Consider the following 18,494-nt stretch of genomic DNA (forward strand, 5'->3'; position numbering starts at 1 on the left):
GTAAGACCAGACCGGCCGCGCGTCAGCGCGGCCAGGGCGGCACGGTCGGCGAAGCAGGTAGCCACAGAAGTGCCGCCTAAGCGGCACAGGCTGAATCCTCGGCCGTCAGGCTGGGGAGCGCGTCAAAGCATCACCTGGCGCAAGCCGCGGGACTGAGCTCGGCCGGCTGACATGCGCGGGCAGTTGACGGTCGCCGCGTGGGCGGCGAGTCCGTCGCGCGGCTCCGGCTATGCGGCGCCGGGACGGCGCATGCTTCCTCGCGGGGTGAAGGTGAAGGTGTCCTTGAACGGTCCCCTACCGCGGCGGACGGCCAGGAGGATGGGCTCGTGGTAGGCCGGTGGCCAGGTCGGCCCGGTTTCCGGATCGGTTCCGTTCCAGAGATGGAAGAAGACCATCGGCTGGGTCACCCGCTCGGTCGCGTAGGCGAGCGTCTTGCCGTAGAGGGCGTTGCCGCCGCCGAAGAGGACGGAGGGCGGACCGAACGTCTCCCGCACTTCGGTGAGCGTACGATCTTGAGCGACCCAGGCGTCCACTTCACGGCGTATGGAGGCGTATTCCGCAGTCGTCAGCGTTCGGTCGATGTCCAGCCAGCCGCGATCGCGGACGAACTCCGCGTAGATCGAGGCGACGCCGGACTCGTAGTCGCCGGCCACCACGGTCGTGAACGCTCCGGTCACACCGAGCGCGTCGCGGGCGCCCCGAGCTTCCAGCACCCGGAGTTCCTCCGCCCATGCCGCGTCATCGCGTTCGGCGTACGTCAGGTGATCGAGCAGCAGTCGTAGGGTCATCTCTCCGCCGAACATGCCAGGACGGCGAAGTGCCTGGTTGAGCCGGTCTCTCAGGTAGGCGCGGATCTCGGCGGAGGAGCGTGGCCCAGGAGGTGTCTGCATGGCGCACCGTTCTCGTCTCGTTCTGGTCCGCCGAATCGCCATTCTGTCCTGAAATAAACGCAAATCGGTGACCGAAATCTCTTGATCATGGTTTCATGATCAAGCTACGTTTCTCGGTGATCATGACGCACAGTCATGTGTCTTGTCCCCCTCAGAAAAGAGACAGCGGCTGATGCGCGACCATCCCCCTCGATCGGTCCCTGTGACACGGCGGACCATGCTCCGCGTGTCCGGCGCCGCCGGATCCACCCTGATCATCGGCATGACCGTGCCCACCTCGGCCTCCGCCGCCGAGAGGTTGTCGTCCGAGCAGCGGAAGATGGCGCTGCAGGTGGCCAAGGCCGGAGCGATCTACCCCATCGAGGTCCCCGGCTTCGGCGAACGGGGCACGGCGAGCAGCCGTGTCACCGCCTCCCGGCTACGTGACGCCGAGGCCCGGCTGCAACCGGCCCGGCTGGCGCAGGTCCGCACCGGGGCGGACCTGCTCATCGCCCAAGGTCTGCTGGCCGCGCCGCGGCCGGCGCTGCTCGCCGGCATCGGCCGGGCCGCCGCCACGGCGGCGCCCGCCGAGCGGCAGGGCCTGATCGCGCTCGCCGCACTGGGCGCGGCCACCGTCGCCCGCCATCTCGACCCCGCCTCCGACAGCCCCGCGACCGTGTGGATCGGCGGGCTGGCCGACCTGCACGAGCGCGGCGCGCAGCCCGACGTCCTTCAGCGCCTGGAGACACGATGAACCTCAGCCAGGACACCGAGGACCGGCTGCACCGGGGCAAGCGGAAGATCCTCGACAGCTTCGGCGCCGATCCCAACGTCACCGGTGCCGGCATCGGATTCCGCCGCCGCGACGGGCAGTGGACCGAGGAGCCCGCGGTCGTGGTCATGGTCGCCAAGAAGCGCCCCGCGGCGCTCGTGTCCAACCGCCGGCTGCTGCCGAGAACCGTCGAGGTGGACGGGGTCCCCTACGAGGTGGACGTGATCCAGGCCGGCCCGTTCACCATGGGCCGGGTCGATGATCGTGTCAGGACCGCCGACGTGATCACCGGGCGGATGCGGCCGCCGCGGCCGGGCTGCAGCATCTCCAACACCCTGGACGGCAACACCGCGGGAACGCTCGGGCTGTTCGTGCTCGACAACAAGGACGGCAAGGTGTGCCTGCTGTCCAACAACCACGTGGTGGGGCGCATGGGTCTGGCCTCCCCCGGCGAGAAGATCATCCAGCCGGGCACCTACGACGGCGGCACCGAGGCCACAGACGTCATCGCGACGGTGAAGCGCATGGCCCCCGTCCCCGCCGGGGGGAGCCTCGACGCCGCCATCGCCGAGCTCGTCGACCAGTCCGGTCTCTCCCTGGAGCCCGCGCTCGACCGCATGCCGCCGCCGTCGGCCGACCACCCGGTCGTCGGCCTCTTCACCGCGGGCGACACGTACGGCACCGGCTTGATCACCAGGATGGACAAGACGCTCGCCGCGCTCAACGTGTCCTTGGCCGTCAAGGACTCGAACGGCAAACTGGTGGCCGCCCCGGCGGCGGCGGTGGTGGCGCCCAAGGCGTACACGAAGATCGAGAAGGTGGGCAGGACCTCGGGCTACAGCTCCAGCACCATCACCGCCACCGGTGTCGAGTCGAACATCCTGACCCCCATCGGGTGGATCCTCTTCACGGACCTCATCGCCACGGAGAGCTTCGGCAGCCCCGGCGACTCCGGCTCGGCGGTGTACGTGGGCGGCGACGGTTCCACGTTCGTCGAGCCCGAGGAAGAGACTCCATGCCCGCTCCTCGCGACCGTCGGGAACTACTATCGCCTGCCGCTGACCGAGGACAACGACCTCGCCGACGATCTCCGGGACGACTTCCTGGCGCAGAGCCTGGTCGGCAATCTCCTGATCCGCCTTCCCTACATCAACCAGCAGGCGGTGGTCGACCGTCTGAAGGGCAAGCAGGCCACAGGGTCGGAGCTCTCCTACGCCTCGCAGTACTACACGAAGTACCACGACTTCATGGCCTCGGTGCTCGCCGACCCGAACTCGACCGCCGTCGTCACGCAGGAACACCTCGACGACGCCGGCTTCGTCATCTACGGGCTCAGCCAGTCGGTGCTGACGGGAGAGGAGACCACGCTCGCCCTCAAGCTCTACCAGGAGGCGTTGCTGCCCGTTCTGGGGATGAACCGGAGGCAGGCCCTGGCCTACATGAACCGCCCCGACGTGTACAAGATCGTCTACGACGCCATCGCCGCGGTGCCCAGCATCGAGACGAACGGGCCCATCGAAATGCCGCGATGACCACCACGACCCCTGCTGCCGCACCACCCGACGCCTTCACCGCCCAGGTGAACGACCGGCTCCTGCTCCTGGCCGATGACCTGCCGGAGCCGGTCCGGGGCCTGGTGCGCACGCTCGTCGCAGGGCCGGGCAAGCTCGTCCGGCCCCGGCTGCTGGCCGCCTGCGCGAGCTTCGGCACGGCCGATCCCGACCGGCTGGTACGCCTGGGCGCGGTGGTGGAGCTGATCCACCTGGCCTCCCTCCTGCACGACGACGTCATCGACGAGGCGCAGACCCGCCGGGGAGCACCGGCCGCGCACACGGCCGTCGGCACCGAACAGGCCATGCTCGCCGGGCTGGCCTGCTTCGCGCTGGTGGGCACGGAGGCCGCCGACCTGGGGGAAGGCGTCGCCGGGGCCGTGAGCACGACCGTCGCCAAGCTGGCCTACGGTGAGCTGCTCGACGTCGAACGCGCCTTCGACACCGCCTTCCCCTTGCCCGCCTACCTGGAGCTCGTACAGAGCAAGACCGCCGAGCTGTTCCGGCTCTGCTGCCTGCTCGGCGCCGCCGAGGGCCGGTGCGGCCCGGGCGAGGCGGGCGCGCTCGTCCGGTTCGGCGCCGCGCTCGGCGTCACGTTCCAGATCCTCGACGACTGCCTGGACCTGAGCCCGAACGGCGCGGGCAAGCCGGTCGGCACCGACCACGCGCTGGGCCTGTTCGGCGCCCCCACCCTGTACGCGCTGCGAGCCGACAGCGGCGGAGAACTCGCCACGCTGCTGTTGTCGCCGTCGTTCAGCACCCACGACCTGCCCGAGGTTTACTCCCTCATCCAGGACCGTGGCGGGCTCGACGCCGCGGCACGGCTGGCGGCCGACTGGCACGAGCAGGCGCTCGCCGCCCTGGAGGAGCTGCCCGCCGGCGGCCCCCGCGACCGCCTGGTCACGCTCGCCGCCGCACTCCTGCCGGCCCGCCGGTGACCGCGCACCTCGCGGCCGACGTGCTGATCGTCGGCGCGGGTCCGGCCGGCGCGATCACCGCCGCCGAGCTGGCCCGTCACGGCCTGCGTGCCGTGCTGGCCGGAGAAGACGACGGGAAGGCCGACCACGACCTCGTGCTCAGCGGGGCGGCCCTGCACGGCCTGGCGTCTCTCGGCGCGCTGGAGGAGGTCGACGCCCGCGTCATCGACAATGTCGAGCTGCGGTTGGGGCAGGGCGGCGGACATGTGCTGCCCGAAACCGTGAACGCCGTGTGCGGTCGGCGCCACCTCGTCGACGGGCTGCGCCGGATCGCCGCCGCCGCCGGAGCCACCCGGCTGCCGGGCCTGGTCACCGATCCGGTACGGCGGGACGGCGTCTGGCACGCGTCGACCGGCGGCACCACCGTGTCGGCGCGCCATCTCGTGGTCGCGACCGGCGCTCCCTCGGCCGGTACGCCACACGCCACCGGCCTGCTGTGCGCGCGACCGTACAGCGGGGTGGGCCTGATCACCTCGATCGTGCTGGCCCTGCCCGCGCCACGTACCATCGACCCGGCCGAACGGCCCACGTGCGTGTGGGCGGTGCCGGGAGCGCAGCCGGGCACCTGCACGATCGGCGCCTCCAGGCTCGGCCCCGCCGACCCTGACGAACTCCTCGAAACCGCCCTGACCGTCCTGGCCGAGGAGGATCCGCGCTTCGCCGGGGCCCTGCCCGCCGGTCCGGCGGTCACCGGAGTCCTCAACAGCGGTTTCGCCCCCGAGCACAGCGTCCATGACGGACGGCTCCTGGTCGGCGACGCGGCCGGACTGGTCAACCCCTTCACCGGCGAAGGGCTCAGCTACGCCGTGCAGAGCGCCCTGCTGGCCGCCCGCGCTATCGCCGATCATCCGGACGATCCGGGCGCGGCGGGGCGAACCTACACGCGGCGGCTGTCGGCCACGTTCGTCGGCTACTTCGAGACGGCGACGCACGCCGCCCGGCGCTACCACCTGGCCTGGCGCGTCCTCGTGGCCACGGCCGGCGACGAGCGGCCCGTCTCGGCGAAGGTCCGGCGGGCCGTGCTGATGCCGGAGGGGTTCTCCGGGCTGACGGCCGCCGATCTGATGCCGCTGCCCGCACCCGACGTGGCGCTGCTCGGGCCGTTCCTGCTCGCCTGCGACGAGGTCGCGGTCAGCACCGTCCGTAAGGAATGGCCGTTCATCGCCCGCCTGCTGATCGCCGGAGAACAGGCCCCGCACCAGCGGCTGCGGCCCGCCGTGCCGTTCTTCGCCGCTCTGCTGGCCGGTGGCAGACCGCCCGACGCCACCTCCGCCACCCTCGCCGCCGCGATCGAGCTCGCCACCCTCGGGGCGCTGGCCTTCCTCGGCCCGATGCCCCCGCGCGCGGCACCGGGCAGGCGGGTGGACTGGGCCGTCGCCAGCACCGTGCTGGCCGGCGACTTCCTTCTGGCGCAGGCATCGCGGCTGGTGGCGGCCTCGGCGCCGGAGGTGTCGTGGTCCTTCGCCGACTGGCTGGGTGAGCTCGCCGCGCTCCGCTCCGCCAGGATCGACCCGGCCGGCCGGTCGCGGGCGGGAGAGGTGTTCGCCGCGTTGCTGGAGTTCCCCTCCCGCATCGGGGCGCAACTCGGCGGAGCGTCGCCCGAGACCATCCGCGCGCTGCGGGACTTCGGCAACCACAGCGGGCACGCCTTCCTGCACGCCGAAGAGGTCCTGGCGGTGCGCGGCGAGCGGACCCGGCTCGACGTCGCGCTGCCCGGGATGCTCTCCGGACGGCTCTCGGCCATCCCCGACGCGCTCCCGGGGATCACCGGCGACCTTCTCGCCGGTGACCCGGACGCCCGATCGAAGGCCCTGGACCTGGCCGTGACCGCCTGCCATGACGCCCACCGGGCGGCTCTGACCGCTCTGGAGGACGTTACGCATCCGGTGTCCGCGCGCATGCTGCGGAGCTTCGTCGCGACCGTGTGCGCCCCCTGCGCATGGTGAAGCCGCCGCCCGCCGCGGCGTGCCACAGGAGCGAGTGCGGGTAGACGGGCATGGGGTTGGTCACCGGGATGCGGCGCAGGCCGTGGCCGGCGGGCCAGACGAGGCGGGTCTGCCCGCCCATGAAGGTGGCCAGGGCGGGGGTGTCGGCGATGGTGTCGAGGAGGGCGTCGGAGCCGAAGTTGGGGCCGGTCGCCTCGATGGTGAGGCCGAACTCGGCGACGAGGTCGTCGTAGTAGGCGGCCCATTCGGTGCCGGGGACGATGCCGGGCATCCAGATCCGGTGCCCGGCGAGCTGGGCGACGGTCACCGAACGGGCGGACGCCAGCGCGTGGGCGGGGCCGGTGAGGAGCTGGCTCGTCCAGCACCCGGACGGCCTCGATGTGCTCGGGAAGGGGCCGGCCGGGCACGGCGACGGCGCGGACGGACGCGACCGCGCGCTCGGCGACGCGCAGCAGTTCGCGGGCGTGGGGCAGGAACGCCTGCCCATCGATGGTGAGCTCGGCGCCGCGCGGCGTGCGGCTGAACAGCCGCACGCCGAGGTCCCGCTCCAGTGCGGCGGAGCGGCGAGGAGTGTCGGCATGCGGAGCGGGCACCGGCTGGGGCGGCAGTTCGGGTGGCTTTGGGGAGCGTACGCTGCGTCCGCTGTTCTTCAACACCGCCTTGTTCAACGGCCTGGTGCTGGCCATCGACGCGCTGCTGGCCGTCCTGATGCTCGGGCACCTCGGGTTCACGCCGTGCGCGATCTGGCCCGTCGGGCTGGCCTTCCTGGGGCCGGGCGCCGGAGGGCTGCTGCTGGTGATGGGCGTCGAGCTCGGGCTGATCTTCTGCTGCGGGGTCTTCGACCCCGTCTACGCCACCTACCGTCTAGCGCACCGCGAACGACCGGGTCGCCCGCACGCTGTCCGCCTGGTCGGTGACGACCAAGGCCTCGACCGCGCTCCTGACGGCCGTATGGGGGATGCTGGGCGGTTTACTCGGCCCGCGCACGGCCATCGGCCTGGCCGGCGTGCTCCTGCTGGCGACCCCGCTGCTGCTCATCCCGATCGCGCCCGACCGTCAGTCGACGCGTTCTCGCTCGGCGGCCGCGGCGTAGGCGGCGTCGAGGCGCTCGAACGGACCTGGACCGTCGTGCGGCTTCGGCGGAGCGCCGAGGTGGCGGACGCGAAGCTCGTCCATGAGCTCCTCGATGAACGCCGGACCCTCATCGCGCATGAATAGCTGCCGGCTCCGGACCTCGTCGCCGCCCGGGCGCCAGTCGAGGCCCCAGTTGCCGAGGGCGTACATGATCGGAAGAGTCTGGATGCCGGCTTCAGTGAGGCTGTAGCGGGCGCGCTGCCCCCGCACGGCGGTGCCGCGGGTGAGGATCCCCGCCTCGACGAGCCGTACGAGACGGTCGGCGAGGATGTTCGAGGCGATGCCCTCGACCGACCCGGTGAGCAGCGCCCGGAAGTAACGGCGGTCGCCGAAGATGACGTCGCGCAGCACGAGCAACGACCAGCGATCTCCGAGCACCTCGACGGCGGCGTTGATCGGACACCCGGACCGTGGTTCCACGATTCCTCCTTGACAGGTATTTCGCTCCCAATATAGTAGTTGCAGAATGCAATCACTTTGGAAGAGGAGCTGATGGGTCGCTTCGTCTACTCGATGCAGGTATCCCTCGACCTGCGGATCGAGCAAGTTCCGGGGGACAACGGCGCCGGCGAGTGGCTGCGCATCGACGAGGAACTGCACCGCGAGGCCAACGCGCAGACACGGGCGCTCGCGCTCATGGTCCACGGCCGGGCCTACTACGAGGTCATGGAGGAGTACTGGCCGCGGGCGCAGGAGGACGCGTCGCTGCCGGATGTCATGCGTGAGTACGGTGAGATCTGGACCGCCAAGCCCAAGGTGCTCGTCTCCCGCACCCGCCGCAGCGCCGACCACAACACCCGGATCATCGGCGGAGACGACGCGATCGAGCGGCTCGCCGCCCTGCGGGCCGAGACCGACGGCAGCATCAGTGTGGGCGGCGCGGCGCTTGCGACGCAGCTGCTCCGGGCGGGGCTTCTTGACGAGTTGCTGCTCTTCACCCATCCCGCGATCCTCGGCTTCGGCAGGCCACTGTTCGACGACTACGACCTGCCGACCGATCTCGACCTGCTGGAGCAGCGATCGTTCGAGCAGGGCGTCACGATGCATCGCTACGCCATCCGGGACGCGAAGGAGGCGATCTCGTGCTGAGGCAGGTCGCGGAGGGTGTGCTGGTCCATCAGAGCGAGTTGCTGCAGAACAACACCGTTGTCGTGCAAGGCCGGGCCGGCGTGTTGCTCGTCGACCCCGGGATACAAGGCTCCGAAATGGCCTGCCTCGCGAACGACCTTCGCGAGCTGGGCCGGCCCGTTGTGGCAGGCTTCTCGACGCACCCTGATTGGGATCACGTGCTCTGGCACGCCGAACTCGGCGAAGCGCCCCGTTACGGCACAGCCCGCTGTGCGGCTCATATGCGAGATCTGCGGTCGAACGCGGGCTGGGAGGCGCGCGTCGCCGAGGGATTGCCGCCGGAAATCGCCGATGAGATACCGCTGGACCTGTTCGGCCTCATTACCGGGTTGCCTGCCGGAACTACGCGGATTCCTTGGGACGGCCCTCAAGTCCGGATCATTGAGCATCCGGCTCATGCCCCGGGCCATGCGGCGCTGTTGGTCGAGGAGCGCGGGGTTCTCGTCGCCGGCGACATGCTGTCTGATGTCCTGATTCCGATGCTCGACGACCTGAACGGCACCAACGACCCGATCGAGGAGTACCTTGTCGGGCTGCGGCTGCTCGAGGGCGTGGCGGGCGACGTCGATGTCGTCGTCCCCGGTCACGGGTCTGTCGGCGGAGCCGATCAGGTACGCGCACGGATCGAACTCGACCGCGCGTACGTGCATGCCCTGCGGGACGGCCACGCTCCCGACGACCCGCGGCTCGGCCCATCGGCCAAGCCCGGCTGGGAATGGGTAGGCGACATTCACGCAGGGCAAGCCCAGAGCCTAGCCCGAAGACGCGAGCGCGACAGAACGCCCGGCTAGCGAGCGGTGCGCGCTCTGCGGCGGCGAGCTGGGCGTCTGCGAGGATCTTGTGGACGACGCCGAGATGGTGCGGATGGATTCGCCGCGGACGATCGCCCTTCCAGGAGGTTGCGGCCGAGCCGGTCGACCTCTTGGACGGTCGGCAGGCCGCCCTCGCGGATGTAGCCCAGCGCGTTCGGGAGGTCTGGCCGGTCGTCGGTGGCGAGCTTGCCGCTGGTCTTCTCCTCGGACGTGCTCGCCTGCGTTCGCCAGACGTTCGTAAGACGAGGTCGAGTATGCCGAGCTGGTTCTGAAAGCCGCGCTCATAGTGGTGGTAAGGCTCGCCCTTCTTACCGTGGCAGATCATGCGGGCGAGGGAGCGCTGAGGAATGCCATCGACTGGCACGGCGTCGAGCGGCACGGCGTCGAGCGGCACGGCGTCGAGCGGCAGGCCAAACCGGTGGCGTCCATCTTGTACGGCGCCCTCTCGGCTGCGCACCGGCACCACAGATGATCCCGATACCGGCGCACCCGTTCCTGCCGCGATCATGATAAATAGGCACAATATGGAATTCTTCTGTTACCACCGCGACCGGCCCGGCTCCGCGGCGCTGCGCGAGAAGCTCGCCGAGGAGCACTGGTCCTACATGGACCGATACGCGGCGCAGCTGATCGCCCGCGGCCCGACCCTCGACGGCGACACGGCCACCGGCAGCGTGCACATCGTCGACCTACCGGACCTCGCCGCCGCGCGGGCGTTCGCCTTCGACGAGCCCAACTTCCAGGCCGGCGTGTACCGTGACGTGATGCTGCGCCGGTGGCGCAACGTGCTGGGTCGCACCATGTGGGACTTCCCCGGTGGCCGCGAAGGCGGCAACCGCTATCTGGTGCTGGGTCTGGCCTCCGGACAGGCCGCCGACCTCGTCCCACCGCCCGACCGGAGGGACGAGTTGATCGCCTACGGGCCGCTGTCGTCCGACGACGGCGCCACCTGGCTGGGCACGGCGGCCCTGGTCCAGGCGCAGGGCCCGGACACGGCCCGCACAGTCCTGACCCCGGACCGGTATGCCGCTATCGAAGTTCACGAGTGGGAGTTCGGCGGACGACGATGATCAGCACGTGACCCTCACCGGCAGGCGACGCCACGTCGCTGCCCGGCGCCCGACCAAGGACACCGTTCTGCAGATCGCCGACCGGCTCGGGGTCAGCCGCGCCACGATCTACCGCCATCTCGATCCCGACAAGCCGGTCTCGGCGTAGGGGGAGCACGATGCTGCCCCCGATCACCTACCACGGCGACCTGTCCGGCCTGGACGACGTCGAGCGCCCGTAGGGGCCTGGATACGGCTGACCTGCTGCGGGGGGCTTGGTGTGCAGGCTGACGGCTCGATGTGCATCATGCCGTTTGTCGTCGGGCCCGAGGACGCCGAGCGGTGGGTGGGAGGGGCAGGAGCGCTCTACCGATCAGTTGGTTCCGCATCGTCGTAGTGTTGCCTGGCCTCGTCGACGCGGTCGACGTGGTCGATGCTCCACGTCAGTAGTGCACGCAGCGTGTCGAGGAGGGATGCGCCCAACGGTGTCAGGGAGTACTCGACCCGGGCGGGATAAACGGGATAGACGGTGCGGTTGATAAATCCGTCTCGCTCCAGTCCGCGCAGCGTTACGGTCAACATCCGCTGGGTGATCACATGGATGTCGCGTTTCAGCTCGCTGAACCGCTTGGTGCCATCCCCGAGCAAGGTGATGACGTAGACAGACCACTTGTCCCCAACCCGGTCGAGCACATCCCGCGCCCGGCAGTAGGGCGACAATACGGTATTCGTCTGGCTGTCCGTCACCTGGCGGTCCTTCGCCGTTCGGCTCATGGTTCCCTCCGTGGTACTGACGCACTGCAATGTGCCTGCTTGTCCGGCTGTGGAGCGGCTTCGATACTGGGACGGTTCCTATCAGGAACCGAGATCTCAGAAGGAACTGCTCGGCTCCATCTTCCCGGAAGGCATCATCGTGAACAATCCCGAAGTCGTCCAAATCCCCGGCTACCAGGTCGGTACCTGGAACGCGGACCCGATCCATTCGGAGATCGGCTTCAGCGTCCGCCACATGATGGTCAGCAACGTGCGCGGCCGATTTGCTGACTTCGAGGCGATCGTCACCACTGCTGAGAACCCGCTGAACTCCACCGCCCGAGCCGCGATCCGAGTCGCCTCTATTGATACCGGCCACGACACACGGGACACGGACCTGCGCTCTAGTGGGTTCCTCAGCGTTGACGAATACCCAGAGATGATGTTCACGTCGACGGCCATACGTATGGACGGTGACGCCTATCTGGTCGACGGCGACCTGACCATCCGAGGCACCACCAAGCCGATCACGCTAAGGGCCGAAACCGGCGGCATCGGCCCTGATCCGTACGGGTTCACCCGGGCTGGCTTCCATATCACCACCGAGATCAACCGAAGCGACTTCGGCATCACCGGCAACGTCCTCATCGAGGGTGGCGGCGTGGTCATCGCCGACAAGGTAAAGATCGAGATCGAGCTCCAGATGGTGCTGCAGAAGAACTAAGCCTCATCGGTCCGGCCAGTCATCTCAGGTTGCCATGGCTCGGCGACTCGGGCTTCTCGCGTTGGGTAGCCGGTTGACAGGTAGAGGCCGGCCGCGGAATCACCGTGACGCTGTCCTAATTCGTGCTACCGCCCAGCGGCAGGCGCTTGGCGACGTCCAGCCGTACCTCGCCGTAGGGCTGGACGTGCTGCCAGAACAGCGGAGTCAGCCCGCGCCGGTCGGCGGGCTTGAGCAGCGTGGCCCATTCGGTGTCGGCGAGGACGTCCTGCAGCATGAGAGTGTTGATGTATACGAGCGCGGCCTGCAGGATGCGCAGCAAGATCAACGCCGTTTGGGGCTCATGACACGTTTCTTACTGGCACGTTCGCCGTGAGTTCAGCCAGACTGAAGGACTTTCATCGGGAACCTACGTCAGTTCGGTTTGTGGGAGCCGAAAACGTGGAGAGTTCGACCAGCACTGAGGCTTCGCAGTCAAGCCGGAATATGTGGAGAGGGGGCCTGCCGGCATGTTTCGGCTGGTTAGTGGCTTCTCTGCGGCGGGGCGTCAGGCCCCGTTCCGTCCGTTGGGGGCGTCATAGACCAAGGTGTATCGCCAGAACAGGCGACGCCGGATCCGGGCGCCGGGCAGTTCCCGTGCGGCCGAGGCCCGGATGTCGGCCAGGGTCTCCTGCGGATCGGTGGTGGGCGCCGTCATGTGCAAGGGCGGCTCATTGGCGCGGGCCGGGTGCTTGATCACTCCCATGATCGGGTTGGCGACCATGGCAGGCAGGGCGGCAAGCAAGTCGGCGGGCCCGGCCTCCCGGTAGCAGCCGACAACCACGAGACGCCCGCCCGGGGTGAGACAGCCGCGTAGTTCACGCAGGGTGGGCGCCAGCGAGAGGTGGTGCAAGACAGCGACGAGGGTGACGGCGTCCCAGCACCGCTGCGGGTCGCGCCCGGCGAAGTCGGCTTGGACGATGGTGACCGCGGGGTCGTCGGCGAAGCGCTCCGCCGCGGCGCGGGCGGTCGCGGGATCGGGTTCGAGCCCGGTGACGGTAGCGGCGCGTCGGCGAAGCAGAGCGGCGAGGTTGCCCGTGCCGCACCCGACGTCGAGGACGTGGCGGGCCCCGGACGCGGCCACTCGGTCGGCGACCCAGCGGCCGTAGTGGTCGTTGTGGCTCCACGGGTGCCGCCGGTTGAAACGGTCGAGGCGAGCCAGCAGTGCCATGACGATCACCTTAGCGATCACCACTCACGCTTCGGTCCCCTTTCCGGCGGGTTCCGGCTGCTCTTCAAACAGGATCGTGGTTGGGTGCCTGGGCGAGTTCGTCGGAGAGCAGGTGCTCGGCGACGGCGGAGTATCTGACGGCGGTGCTGTGGGAGATCCCGAAGACCAACGACAGGTGGAGCGGGTCCGCCCTCGCGGCGAGGGCTTCGTGGAGGATGCGGTCCTTGCGTATGCGATCGACCGTGCATCCGATGTGGTTCATCCGCAGCGTCACGAACTGTTGGCTGATCGGGCCGGTTCCGTGGGCGGTCTTGTCGCTGATGAGGACGTGGGGGTTGTTGGTATGCGGCCAGGTGGTGCGGCGGTGGCGGAGCCAGCGGCGGAGTGCTCGGTGGCTGAGGTCGCCGAGTCGCTGGCGGAGGCCGGCGAGTGTGATTCGCCGGTTGGCCATGTCGAGGTCGTCGAGCTCCAAGTGTCGGATGGCTCCAGTGCGAGCGGCATTCTCTGCGGCCAGGACGATGATGACTCGTCCAGCCAGGTCGTCGACCAGCTGCTCGATGGCCCGGATCTCCTCATCGGCCATCGGGAGCAGGGAGAAATCCGCCGGGCGACCCTTCAACCCGGTCGTCGGGTTGGAGAAGATCAGGCCGCGCTTCCTGGCGAATCCGAACAGCGATCGCAGGGCGCTGGTCGCGGTGGCGCGTCGTGAGCCCCTCAGCGGTCCAAGCGCCGCGCGGATGTCGGAACGAGTGACCTCCCGCAGGTGGTCGTAGCCCGCCGCCCAGTCGTCGAGGAACGGCCTAATGCAACTGAAGTAGACATAGATGCTAGACGCGGACCGGGAGCGCGATCTGGTGTCGCCATCGAGCAAGACCAGCAGCCACTGCCGGACGGGAGTGATATAGCCGGGAGCGAAAGAGCCTGTGACGCGGTCAATCCAGGATCTGATCGCCGGAGCGGAGTCGTCGTGGAGCAGATCCAGATCGGTGAGCACTTCGACGAGCCGAGGCCGCGACACCCAGCGGTGCGGCCGGGCTCGGACCTCGCTGAGCAAGACACGCTCACCTGCGGGAAGGTCCGTCAGCACCGTGACCAGCCCATCGAGCACACATCTGGCGGTCGAGGGATTCCAGCCGCTGATCTGGCCGAGTTCCTGAGCATGACGCGCCGCTGCCCGCAGCACCGGATCATCGGCCGTCAACGCCGGGTGCTGCCAGCGCGGCGGGACCGGCTGGCCGTTCTTGCGCCGATAGTAGGAGGCTAACGCTGAACAGGAGTTGCTGCAGTAGACCTGATTCCGCCGTCGCTTTTCCGGCAACGGGATGCCGCAGTGAGCGCAGTTCATCGAGGCGGTAGCGACCGCCCGGCGCCGGCGCGCGGGGTCACCAATCGGTCTTGGCCAACCGCCGTGCTCTGGTCATCGTCATGGTGGCGCGGCTCGGCGACGGCCTCGGGTTCGGGGATCAGCAGTTCGTCGACGCCGCAGCCCAGCACGGTGCAGATGACATCGAGCTCGTCGAGCTTGACCACGTTGGGACTTCCCGACCACAGCCCCGACATCTTGCCGGCGCTGATGACCAGGCCACGTTCGGCGAGCATCCGCTGGAATTCACTGGCCTTCCAGATCCCGCGGTTCGCGGCCGCCAGGCGCAGGTTCCATTTCATCGGGTGAGTCCTTTCCATCGATCGGCGACGCGGCGCTGTCCGGTGACCCAGGCGTCTTCGACATGGGTGGCATGCACGTGGATGTACCTGGCCGTGGTGCCGGTCCAGGCGTGGCCGAGCAGCTCCTGGATCGCGAACAGGTTCATCCCCGCCAGATAGAGCTGAGAGGCGCAATAGTGCCGCAGCACGTGCGGCGTTAGCCGCCCCGACCAGGACGGCAGGTGACGGTCGACGGCGTCGATCAGGGCTCGGCGGAACACGTCCGCCGTGGCGCGGGTGCAGGTGCCCTCGGCGTTCTTCCGCTCCGAGGGGAACAATGGGGTGCGGTGGCTGGAAAGGTCGAGCTCGAACAGCCCGAGGACGTCTTCGATGAACCAGTGCAGGCTGCGATCGGCGCCGTTGATCAGGGGCACCAACCGGGGCTTGGGCCCTTTGCGGCGCGATCCCTTCCCGTGGCGGACGTTCAGCTTGCCGAACCGGCCCAGCTCCCAGCGCACGTCCTCCAGGTCCAGCATCCGGGCCTCGTTGATCCGTAACCCGACATCGGCGACCAACCGGACCACGGCGTAGTTGCGGGCGGCTGGAGCGAACTTGCGGCAGCTCAGCAGCTCTTCGCGCCACCCGGCGAACAGCTGCTCGATCTCCTCGACGGTCGGCGGGACGCGCAGCTGCGGATCCACGGACAGCCGTGGTCGGTTGACCTCATCGAGAGGGCATTCGACGACCCGGCCGGTGAGGTTGTGCAGCTCAACCTTGTGCCGAAGCTCCAGAAACCGGAAGAACACCGTCAGAGCCGCCGCCCGCCCGGTGCGAGTGGAGGGCTTGGCCTCTCGTAACACCTTGCCGAAATAGACGTCGCCGTCTTCGGGCTGCATCTCCCACAGCGGCCGACCGAACCAGTCCCGGATCAACTCCAGATGATTGGCGTCGTTGCGGATAGTGCTGTCGGTCAGCCCGGCCGACGCGCGAGCCAGCACGAACCCCGCCAGCACGTCGGTCTCGAAGGCGGCAAGATCTTCTTCGCTGCCTGGAGCTCGGTGCTCGCGTAGATCTCGTACGACTCCCAGCGCCAACCCACACCTCCCGACTTCAGCCCTACCGCCATTCCATCACTTCTGTGACAGAAGCTTCACCGAGAGTGAAGTTACTTCGGTGCGCGGTGATCGATCTGGCAAACGGGAGAAGACGCAGTTCGCAGGCAGTGAGCGTGCAGGGTGAGGAGGATCCGGTGCCCTCAACTCAAGGACTGTTGCTTACCCTACTTGGCGGCTGGTGGCACCTTGGTTGTCGGCACTCCCTCTCAGTAGTGAGCCTCCACGGGCCAGCGAATCACGACTCGTTCCGGCGGGCTCGCAGCTCGGCGGCCACCGCCCGTTCGCGCAGCTCGGCGGCCTCAGCACGGGCGGCGTCAAGCTGCGCCCGGATGTCCTCCAGCCGCGCCCGCTCCAGCCGCAGATCCCCCTGCAGCTGATCCCGCTCGCCCGCGACGACGTCGGCGCGGGCCCGTTCCTCCGCCACTCCCTCCTCGGCCCGCGATAGCGCCGCCGCAGCGGCGCCCTCGGCTTCCTTGACCCGCTCACCCATCGCGGCCAGCTCCCGTTCGGCGTCCTTCCTCGCCCGGTCCGCGGCCGTCACCTCGGCCGCGGCGGCCTCGCGCGCCTGCGCCACGTCGTTGAGCGCGACGGCCCGGTCCCGGTCGGCCTCCGCCGCCTTCCGCTCGGCGCCCTCGGCACGGGCGACGGCTCGATCGCGTTCCTGGGCGGCCGCTTCCGCCCTGGCCTGCGCCGCCGCCAGCTCCCGCTCGGCCTGCTGCCTCGCCCGCCCAGCCGTCGCCACCTCAGCGCGCGCCTCGTCACGTTCGGCCCGAGCCCGCTCGGCCTCCTCCCCTGCCCGTACGGCCCGCGCCTCCGCCTCATTCGTACGTTCTTCGGCCGCCTCAACGCGTTCGGCCAACTCCTGCACCGCCTGAACCCTGGCCAGCTCCGCCAGCTCGGCCCGCTGCAGCGCCTCGTCGGCCCGCCGCTCGGCCAGGTCGGCCCGTCGGCCGGCCTCGTCAGCACTCTGCTGGGCCTGCCGCTCGGTGCTGGCCGCCTCCCGCAAGGCGGCCAGCGCCTGCTCGCGGGCCCGCTCGGCATCCCGCAGCGCGGTGTCGCGCTCGCCCTCCGCCTCCTCGACCCGCAGCCGCATCGCCCCGGCCTCGCGGCGCGCGTGCTCGGCTGCTTCCCGCGCCAGCCGTACCTGCTCGAACGCCTGCTCCCGCTCGGTGCGCGCGATCGCGACGCGCGTGTGCGCCTCCGCCTGCACGGCGCTCAACCGGGCCTCCACCCCGGCCGGGCTCAGCTCCTCGGCCAGCACCCGGGCCAACGGCTCGATCGCCGAGGCCAGGCCGCTCTCCATCCGGTCGTACAACTGCTCGGCCCTGGCCAGCGCCCCCTCCAAGCCGGGAGTCGCCCGTCGCAGCTCGCGCTCCCGCTTGGCCGCCGCTTGGCAGTCCCCCTCGGGACAGTACGCCTTGGGCCGCCCTCTCCCCTGCCGCTGCTCGATCGGCGCACCACAGTGCTTGCAGGGCGTCACCACACCGCTCTCAGTCACCGCAGCACCGTACCATTTTTTGATTTTCTAGAAATTAGAAATCAGAAAATGAGATCTGTTGCGTCAACAGAGATCCGGCCAACTTGCGAGAAGGCAGAATTCCCACAAGTAACAGAGGCGCTCCGCCTGTCCCAGTCCTGTGGCTTCGTGAAGTGTGACGCGCAGGCTGAATGGAGCAATCGTCAATACCTGTGGATCGAGATCTTTAGGCGGCGACCGTGGTCTCCTCGGTAGCCGGTGTCTCTTCGGGGCGTTCGACGAGTTTGCCGCCGAGGAACGTGGCGCCGGCGCGGACCAGGGCGACGAGGTGGGGTGGTTGACCGCTCGCCAGCGGGCCTGAGCCGACTCCATCAGCTTGAAGGCCATCGCGAGGCCGGCGGCGCGTGAGCCCGGTCCTTTGGTGACCTTGGTGCGGTGCCGTACGGTGGCGAAGGTCGACTCGATGGGGTTGGTCGTGCGCAGGTGCACCCAGTGCTCGGCGGGATAGTCGTAGAAGGCGAGCAGTTCGTCGAGGTCGTCGGCCACCTTGGCGACCGCCTTGGGATATTTGGCGCTGTAGGCGGCCTCGAACTCCTTCACCGCGGCCTGGGCGTGGTCCTTGTCCTCGGCGTTCCAGATCTCGGCCAGACACCTCTTCGCGGCCGGGTGCGCCGACTTCGGTAGCGCGCTCAACACGTTTGCGATCTTGTGAAACCAGCACCTCTGCTCTTTAACCTGGGGAAACACCTCCCGCAGCGCCGACCAGAAGCCGAGCGCGCCATCCCCGATCGCCAGCACCGGCGCCCCCATCCCGCGCCACTTGCAATCACGCAGCAGATCGGCCCACGACTCGGCCGACTCGCGATAGCCGTCCGTCAGCGCGACGAGTTCCTTGCGGCCGTCCGCGCGCACGCCGATCATCACCAGCAGGCACAGCTTGTGCTCCTCCAGCCGGATGTTGACGTGGATGCCGTCCACCCACAGATAGACGTAGTCCACCCCGGACAGGTCCCGCGCGGCGAACGCGCGCTGCTCGCCCTTCCAGGTCTCGGTCAGCCTCGTGACGACCGAGGCCGACAGCCCGGCGGTGGAGCCGAGGAACTGCCCCAGCGCGGGCACGAAATCCCCGGAAGACAGGCCATGCAGATACAGCAGCGGCAACACCTCACCGACGCTGGGAGTCTTACGCGCCCAGGCCGGCAGGATGGATGAGGAGAACCGCCGCCGCTCGCCGGTGGCCTCGTCGACGCGCTTGTCGTTGACCCGCGGCGCGACCACCTCGATCGCGCCGGCCGAGGTCTACGGTAAGCGGCACGGGTGTGCCTTCCCGACCGACG

21 protein-coding genes and 1 pseudogene are annotated in these 18,494 nt (G+C 69.2%); 11 read left to right on the forward strand and 11 right to left on the reverse strand.

Going from position 1 to position 18,494, the window contains the following annotated elements; translation table 11 throughout:
• Window positions 1-227 precede the first annotated feature (227 nt).
• Window positions 228-890, reverse strand: a complete 663-nt coding sequence (locus tag IEY82_RS18855; protein WP_189125474.1) for a hypothetical protein — start codon at window positions 888-890, stop codon at window positions 228-230.
• A 226-nt stretch (window positions 891-1,116) separates the two neighbouring features.
• On the opposite strand from IEY82_RS18855, the gene IEY82_RS18860 reads away from it, so the two are divergent.
• From IEY82_RS18860 to IEY82_RS18875, 4 genes are read left to right on the forward strand one after another with little or no spacing between them, the layout of a single operon-like run.
• Window positions 1,117-1,623, forward strand: coding sequence for a hypothetical protein (locus tag IEY82_RS18860; RefSeq protein WP_189125475.1), 507 nt, complete (start codon window positions 1,117-1,119; stop codon window positions 1,621-1,623).
• The gene (locus tag IEY82_RS18865) at window positions 1,620-3,173 is read left to right on the forward strand and encodes a chymotrypsin family serine protease (RefSeq protein ID WP_189125476.1); all 1,554 of its coding nucleotides are present in this window, start codon (window positions 1,620-1,622) and stop codon (window positions 3,171-3,173) included. The genes IEY82_RS18860 and IEY82_RS18865 overlap by 4 nt, the downstream gene beginning before the upstream one ends.
• The gene (locus IEY82_RS18870; RefSeq protein WP_189125477.1) at window positions 3,170-4,129 is read left to right on the forward strand and encodes a polyprenyl synthetase family protein; all 960 of its coding nucleotides are present in this window, start codon (window positions 3,170-3,172) and stop codon (window positions 4,127-4,129) included. Before IEY82_RS18865 ends, IEY82_RS18870 begins: the two co-directional genes overlap by 4 nt.
• A complete protein-coding gene (locus IEY82_RS18875) occupies window positions 4,126-6,114 on the forward strand; it encodes an FAD-dependent monooxygenase (protein ID WP_189125478.1) in 1,989 nt (662 codons plus the stop codon). The genes IEY82_RS18870 and IEY82_RS18875 overlap by 4 nt, the downstream gene beginning before the upstream one ends.
• Here IEY82_RS18875 and IEY82_RS39190 read toward each other — a convergent pair.
• Entirely contained in the window at window positions 6,044-6,421 is a 378-nt protein-coding gene (locus IEY82_RS39190; RefSeq protein WP_225263322.1) for a type 2 periplasmic-binding domain-containing protein, read from the reverse strand. The genes IEY82_RS18875 and IEY82_RS39190 overlap by 71 nt on opposite strands.
• A gap of 606 nt (window positions 6,422-7,027) precedes the next feature.
• Here IEY82_RS39190 and IEY82_RS39195 point away from each other — a divergent pair.
• Window positions 7,028-7,207, forward strand: coding sequence for a hypothetical protein (locus tag IEY82_RS39195; RefSeq protein WP_225263324.1), 180 nt, complete (start codon window positions 7,028-7,030; stop codon window positions 7,205-7,207).
• On the opposite strand, the gene IEY82_RS18890 is transcribed toward IEY82_RS39195, so the two are convergent.
• Window positions 7,171-7,668 carry a winged helix-turn-helix transcriptional regulator gene (locus tag IEY82_RS18890; protein WP_189125479.1) on the reverse strand — a complete coding sequence of 166 codons (498 nt, stop codon included), beginning with the start codon at window positions 7,666-7,668 and terminating at the stop codon, window positions 7,171-7,173. The two genes, IEY82_RS39195 and IEY82_RS18890, sit on opposite strands and share 37 nt — an antisense overlap.
• Before the next feature lie 72 nt (window positions 7,669-7,740).
• Here IEY82_RS18890 and IEY82_RS18895 point away from each other — a divergent pair, with 72 nt between their 5' ends.
• From IEY82_RS18895 to IEY82_RS18915, 5 genes are all read left to right on the forward strand, one after another.
• Window positions 7,741-8,337, forward strand: a complete 597-nt coding sequence (locus tag IEY82_RS18895; protein ID WP_189125480.1) for a dihydrofolate reductase family protein — start codon at window positions 7,741-7,743, stop codon at window positions 8,335-8,337.
• Window positions 8,331-9,167, forward strand: a complete 837-nt coding sequence (locus tag IEY82_RS18900; protein ID WP_189125481.1) for an MBL fold metallo-hydrolase — start codon at window positions 8,331-8,333, stop codon at window positions 9,165-9,167. The genes IEY82_RS18895 and IEY82_RS18900 overlap by 7 nt, the downstream gene beginning before the upstream one ends.
• Window positions 9,168-9,501: 334 nt before the next feature.
• Entirely contained in the window at window positions 9,502-9,660 is a 159-nt protein-coding gene (locus IEY82_RS18905) for a hypothetical protein (protein ID WP_189125482.1), read from the forward strand.
• A gap of 52 nt (window positions 9,661-9,712) precedes the next feature.
• Complete coding sequence (locus IEY82_RS18910) at window positions 9,713-10,258, forward strand: YciI family protein (RefSeq protein ID WP_189125483.1); 546 nt, start codon at window positions 9,713-9,715, stop codon at window positions 10,256-10,258.
• Between the two features lie 7 nt (window positions 10,259-10,265).
• Window positions 10,266-10,406, forward strand: a complete 141-nt coding sequence (locus IEY82_RS18915) for a helix-turn-helix domain-containing protein (protein ID WP_189125484.1) — start codon at window positions 10,266-10,268, stop codon at window positions 10,404-10,406.
• A gap of 197 nt (window positions 10,407-10,603) precedes the next feature.
• On the opposite strand, the gene IEY82_RS18920 is transcribed toward IEY82_RS18915, so the two are convergent.
• Entirely contained in the window at window positions 10,604-11,011 is a 408-nt protein-coding gene (locus IEY82_RS18920; protein ID WP_189125485.1) for a winged helix-turn-helix transcriptional regulator, read from the reverse strand.
• Window positions 11,012-11,021: 10 nt separating this feature from the next.
• On the opposite strand from IEY82_RS18920, the gene IEY82_RS18925 reads away from it, so the two are divergent.
• Window positions 11,022-11,714: a YceI family protein gene (locus IEY82_RS18925; protein ID WP_225263326.1), complete on the forward strand. Its 693-nt coding sequence runs from the start codon at window positions 11,022-11,024 to the stop codon at window positions 11,712-11,714.
• A 115-nt stretch (window positions 11,715-11,829) separates the two neighbouring features.
• Here the strand turns inward: IEY82_RS18925 and IEY82_RS18930 are convergent, their stop codons facing one another.
• The 7 genes and pseudogenes from IEY82_RS18930 to IEY82_RS18960 form a co-directional block, all read right to left on the reverse strand.
• The gene (locus tag IEY82_RS18930) at window positions 11,830-12,033 is read right to left on the reverse strand and encodes a Tn3 family transposase (RefSeq protein ID WP_229697611.1); all 204 of its coding nucleotides are present in this window, start codon (window positions 12,031-12,033) and stop codon (window positions 11,830-11,832) included.
• A gap of 225 nt (window positions 12,034-12,258) precedes the next feature.
• Window positions 12,259-12,921 (reverse strand): class I SAM-dependent methyltransferase, encoded by a 663-nt coding sequence (locus tag IEY82_RS18935; RefSeq protein ID WP_189125487.1) that lies wholly within the window; start codon window positions 12,919-12,921, stop codon window positions 12,259-12,261.
• Between the two features lie 64 nt (window positions 12,922-12,985).
• A complete protein-coding gene (locus IEY82_RS18940) occupies window positions 12,986-14,122 on the reverse strand; it encodes a site-specific integrase (RefSeq protein ID WP_189125488.1) in 1,137 nt (378 codons plus the stop codon).
• A 140-nt stretch (window positions 14,123-14,262) separates the two neighbouring features.
• Complete coding sequence (locus IEY82_RS18945; protein ID WP_189125489.1) at window positions 14,263-14,586, reverse strand: helix-turn-helix domain-containing protein; 324 nt, start codon at window positions 14,584-14,586, stop codon at window positions 14,263-14,265.
• Window positions 14,583-15,659, reverse strand: coding sequence for a tyrosine-type recombinase/integrase (locus IEY82_RS18950; RefSeq protein ID WP_189125490.1), 1,077 nt, complete (start codon window positions 15,657-15,659; stop codon window positions 14,583-14,585). The genes IEY82_RS18945 and IEY82_RS18950 overlap by 4 nt, the downstream gene beginning before the upstream one ends.
• A gap of 256 nt (window positions 15,660-15,915) precedes the next feature.
• On the reverse strand, window positions 15,916-17,178 hold the full coding sequence (locus IEY82_RS18955) for a coiled-coil domain-containing protein (RefSeq protein ID WP_189125491.1): 1,263 nt from the start codon (window positions 17,176-17,178) through the stop codon (window positions 15,916-15,918).
• Between the two features lie 205 nt (window positions 17,179-17,383).
• Window positions 17,384-18,456, reverse strand: a pseudogene (locus IEY82_RS18960) (IS256 family transposase); the annotation flags it as partial.
• Between the last annotated feature and the right edge of the window lie 38 nt (window positions 18,457-18,494).

The sequence above is a fragment of the Nonomuraea cavernae genome, assembly GCF_014646355.1.
Lineage (GTDB): Bacteria > Actinomycetota > Actinomycetes > Streptosporangiales > Streptosporangiaceae > Nonomuraea > Nonomuraea cavernae.